Source organism: Streptomyces sp. NPDC055078, assembly GCF_053607985.1.
Genome location: NZ_JBSGUP010000715.1, coordinates 1 through 4069, shown reverse-complemented (window position 1 = coordinate 4069; position 4069 = coordinate 1). Strand labels below are relative to the sequence as shown.

The 4069-nt window shown below is 69.9% G+C and carries 3 protein-coding genes; all 3 read right to left on the bottom strand.

All coding sequences use genetic code 11. The features are described from left to right. Positions 1–189: 189 nt before the first annotated feature. Positions 190–930, bottom strand: a complete 741-nt coding sequence (locus ACWF94_RS35355; RefSeq protein ID WP_453498265.1) for a helix-turn-helix transcriptional regulator — start codon at positions 928–930, stop codon at positions 190–192. Positions 931–1169: 239 nt separating this feature from the next. Then, positions 1170–2987, bottom strand: a complete 1818-nt coding sequence (locus tag ACWF94_RS35350) for an outer membrane protein assembly factor BamB family protein (RefSeq protein ID WP_453498262.1) — start codon at positions 2985–2987, stop codon at positions 1170–1172. Between the two features lie 70 nt (positions 2988–3057). Further along, on the bottom strand, positions 3058–4069 hold a 1012-nt coding region (locus tag ACWF94_RS35345; RefSeq protein WP_453498260.1), incomplete at its 5' end, for an outer membrane protein assembly factor BamB family protein.

The window sequence follows — 4069 nt, the reverse complement described above, 5'->3', positions numbered from 1 at the left end:
CCCCTGGACCACCGGCCAAGGGCGGACAAACTCAGCCCGTCCGGCGATTGAGGACACGCCCGAAGGGCGTGCCCGGCACCCGCCCGCAGGGCGTGACGAACCCCCGCCGGGACCGGGTGACGCAAAGGCCGGGCGCGCAGTAGCTAACCCAGGCACACGGAAGCCGCACCCGGGTGCGCCGAACCCGGGTCAGCGCTCCTGCGACGGCGGCGGCAACTGCGCAGACTGATACGGCGACCCCGACAACTCGCGGCCCCCCAGCGACACCACCGCCGCCCGGTCCAGCAACCCCGTCCGCGCCGCAAGCGCCGCCGCCTCCAGCCGCGACCCCACCCCCAGCTTCATCAGCACCCGCTGGACATGGGTGCGCGCCGTGCTCGGCGCAATGCCCATACCCGCGGCGATCAGCCGGGTGTCCTCGCCCTCCGCGACCCTGACCAGCACCTCGACCTCGCGCGGGGTGAGCAGATGCAGCAGCCGCTGCCCCTCGTCGTCCGGCTGGGCCACCGGGTTGAGCAGTTCGGAGAACGCCCCCTGGAGCAGTTGGGGAGCGACCACCGCCTCACCCGACCGTGCCTTGATCATGGCGCGCTCGACGCCTTCGATGCGCTCGTCGTGCCGCACATAGCCGGAGGCACCCGCGGCGAAGGCCGCCGCGATCCCCCGCGGGCTGGGCACCGGGCCGAGGACCACCACCGCGACCTGGGGCCGCTCCCGTTTGATCTTGACGATCGGGTCGAAGGCGCCCGGTTCCGCCGGGGTCGCCGTACCCAGCAGGCACACCTCGGGCGCTCTGCTGACCACCAGGTCGGCCGCACCGGCGGCGGGAGCCGCGGCGGCGAGCACCCGATGTCCTCTCAACTTCAAGGCCGAGGCAAGCGCCTCCGCGAGCAGTCGGTGATCGTCGACCACCATGAGCCGCACGCCCATCGAGCAACCCCCACATCCCCCGCTGCCATGACCACGGCCCTGCCCCGGCAAGGTACACGCTTGTTCGACTCTGCGCGCCCTCAACCCGGCAGAACTCCCCCAGAGTGCCGAATTCTTCTCCAAACAGGGCTACTCATGACCTCGGCATGACCAAGACATGACCGTGGCCCGGTGCATCGGCATTCCGATGCGCCGGGCCACGACGGTAAATATCCGGATCAGTCCGCCGTACTGCGGGATCAGTCCGCCGTACTGAAGGCGACGGCCAGATTCTTCTCGTCGTCGGACTCCTTGCTCATGAGCCCGGCGCTCAAGTACAGCCGCCCGTTCGCGAACAGCTGGTCCGAGGAGTCCAGGACGAAGCGGGTCTCCCATCCCCGGGTCGTCTTGTCGGACGGATTCTCCATCAACAGGGTCTCCTTGAAGGTGGCACCGTCGAGGCTGACGACCTGACCGCCCTTGTCATAGGGGGGCGACTTGTACGCGATGAGATTTCCGCCGTCCATGCGCAGCGGCACCATCTTGTACCGGTCACCCGCGTCCGCGCGGTCGCTGGTCGGCTTCCCGGTGGCGAGGTCGAAGGAGACGATCTCGTTGGTCTGGCCGTATTCTCCGCTGCCCTCGTGGTCGGCGGTCGGCAGATAGACGCGGCCGTTGCCCACCGCGATCTGCTTGCAGCTCTCGATCTCGGTGGAGCGGCACCGCGCCTGGTAGGTGTCGCTCGGGGCCGGAATCCTGGCCCGCAGCGCGCCCTTGTCGTCCAGCGAGAAGAGGTCGGAGAACCCGGAGCCGCCCGCGGTGTCACCGACATCGGCGGCGACGACCAGCGGTTTGGTGGAGACGATGCTCGCGTACTTCACGCCCGTGGGCAGTTTGTACGAGAACTGCGGGGTGCCGTTGGCCGGGTTCAGCCCCTCGATGCTGACTACCTGGTCGTCGTACGAACCGCACTTGCGGAGCGCGACCAGTGCCGGACCGCCGCCGTATCCCGCGTCGTAGCACTGGTTGGTGTCGGCCTTGGGCTTCCAGCGCTCGACGCCGGTGGTGAGGTCGAACGCCGCGCCGCCGTCGAGTCCGCCCGCGGCGACCGTGGTGCCGCTCAGGGTGACCTCGGCGAACCGGACCTTGCCGTCTCCGCTGGCGGTGCTCGTCACCGACTTGTTCCACAGCAGCTTGCCGGCGTTGAGGTCGATGACGCCGACCTCGGTGCACGCCTGGTAGTTCTTCGGCGGGGTGCGTTTGGCGGCCTCGAAGAGGATGGCGGTCTTGCCGTCCGCCGACTGGTGACGCGACGCGCCGCAGATCTGGCCGGGCAGCGGGAGGGTCCACAGCGGGGTGCCCTTGGCCGCGTCGTAGCCGATGATGGACTGCACGCCGGGCTTGGCGAACACCTTGTCGGTGAGCCAGGAGCCCTGGACGTCGGTGAGGTCGGTGCGCGGCGGCTCGGGGAGCTTGAAGGCCAGTTTGGCGTTGGTGCTGGCGGGGGCCTTCTCCTTGCCGGGGCCGTCGGCGGCCTTGCCGTCGCCGCCGTCACCGCCGCCGGTCGCGTCCCCGGACGGCTCCGCCGACTGCCGGGACTCGTCCTTCTTGTCCCCGCCGCCGTCGCTCCGGGTGACGGAGTAGCCGATGCCGCCGCCGATGATGAGCACCACGGCGACGGCCGCCGCGATGATGATCTTCGCCTGGGTGCCGAGCTTCTTGCGCCCGTCGCCCGGTCCGCCGCCCTGGGGCTGCATGGGCTGCGTCGGATACCCGTAGCCGGGCTGTTGCTGCCCCTGCTGCGGGTACCCGTATCCGGGCTGCTGCTGCGGCGGCTGCTGGGGATACCCGTATCCGGGCTGCTGCTGCGGATAGCCGTATCCGGGCTGCTCCGGCGACGACGACGGGGGCGTCGGGGGCGGCATGGGGGGCTGGGGTGCGCCGTAGCCTCCCTGTCCCGGCGGCGGCGGGGGCGTCGGCTGCTGGGATGCGCCGAAGCCCTGGGGAGGTGGCTCCTGGGGTGCGCCGAACCCACCCCCCTGCGGGGGCTGGTTGGGCGGCGGGGGCGGCTGCGTCATGGCGTGCTTACCTCGGCGGATCGGCGGAGACGGAAGTCACGGAAGAGGTTCGTGGCTGCGGACGGGGTCGTCACTTGCCGAAGGCCATCATGGTCTTGGCCTCCATCTCTTCCTTGTCGTTGCTGGCGCTGACACGGCCCGTGAGAATGAAGAACCGGCCGTCGGCGTACGCCATGCGCGAGGAGAAGAAGGAGTTCTCGATCTGCGCGGTCGACGCCGGGTGCTTCAGCAGGGTCTTCGGCGCCCCGCCGGTCGGCGCGATCGAGGCGACCTCGCCGCCCGCGTCGTACGAGGCATCCTTGTAGACGAGCACGTTCCCGCCCTCCATGCGCAGCGGGGTCATACCGCTGTCACCGCCGGAGGGTGAGCGCCATGTGGCCTTGCCGGTGTCCAGGCTGAACGCGACGACCTCGTTGGCGTCGCCCGCCCTGGCGGGCTCGGTGGCCATGTAGAAGGCGTTCGCGTCGGCGGCGACGCCGGTACAGCCCTCCAGGTTCTGGCCGAAGACGACGAACGCGCCGCCGCAACGGGGCTGGAACTTGTCCTTGCCGCCGTCGATCTGCGAGCGCTGTGTGCCGTTCGCGTTGAGGGCGATGACCGACCACTTCTTCTGCTTGCGCTGGGTCAGCGAGATGACGATCGGGCTGGTCGAGTAGACCTTGTCGATCTCCCACCCCTCGGCCGCCCGGTAGCTCCACTTGGGCTTGCCGGTGGTGGGGTCGACCTCGTGGAGCTGGTGCTTGGGCTTGTCGTAGTCCGCGGTGGGGCAGGCGGAGGCGGCGAGCAGCTTGGGTCCGCCCGCGAACGCGAACGGCTTGCAGCCGCTGGCGGGCCCCTTGAAGAGCTGGCTGCCGTCGGCCATCGAGAAGCCGTAGGAGTTGCCCGAGCCGCCCGCGGCGAGGGTGTTGCCGCTGATCGTCAGGGTGAAGTCGGAAAGACCGGCGAAGCCGGTCCCCTTCGGGATGGACTTCTTCCAGCCGACCTTGCCGGTCTTGAGGTCGATCATCTGGAGGTCGAGGCACTTGGCCTTGTCGGTGGGCCCGTCCTTGACGCCGACGACGATCCGGCCGTCGGTGGTGGTC

What these genes read in the sequence shown, in the direction of transcription:
- ACWF94_RS35355 (WP_453498265.1), bottom strand. Translation starts at nt 930, where the DNA reads ATGGGCGTGCGGCTCATGGTGGTCGACGATCACCGACTGCTCGCGGAG.
- ACWF94_RS35350 (WP_453498262.1), bottom strand. Translation starts at nt 2,987, where the DNA reads ATGACGCAGCCGCCCCCGCCGCCCAACCAGCCCCCGCAGGGGGGTGGG.